This is a genomic window from Paracoccus sp. SSK6 (genome assembly GCF_039770665.1).
GTDB lineage: Bacteria > Pseudomonadota > Alphaproteobacteria > Rhodobacterales > Rhodobacteraceae > Paracoccus.
Genome location: NZ_JBDPNJ010000120.1, coordinates 1 through 302, shown reverse-complemented (window position 1 = coordinate 302; position 302 = coordinate 1). Strand labels below are relative to the sequence as shown.

The following is a 302-nucleotide window of genomic DNA, read 5'->3' as shown; positions in this document are numbered from 1 at the left end:
GGGCCAAGGCCTCGAGGATCAGCTTGATCTCCGAGATCAGATAAAGTGAATCACCTGTGCTTTGCGCGCGGATATCCTGCGGAATGGCCGGTCAGGATATGCTATCTCCAAGGCATGAGCGCGGACGATCTCTTCCTGTCCGACGACATGGATCTGCTGGTCCATGGTCCGCGCCATGGCGCAGAAGTCGGCGATCCTGACGGACGAGAATGCGGCCCCGAAAGCACGCAACTCGGATGCCGAGGAGCGGATCAAGCGGCTGATGCACCTCACCTTCGGGGATCCCGCCCAAGTGTCAGGAT

Annotated in this window: 1 protein-coding gene; it reads right to left on the bottom strand. The window is 59.9% G+C overall.

The features are described from left to right. Positions 1-36 precede the first annotated feature (36 nt). Complete coding sequence (locus AAIL68_RS17660; protein ID WP_347141083.1) at positions 37-165, bottom strand: hypothetical protein; 129 nt, start codon at positions 163-165, stop codon at positions 37-39. Positions 166-302 lie beyond the last annotated feature (137 nt).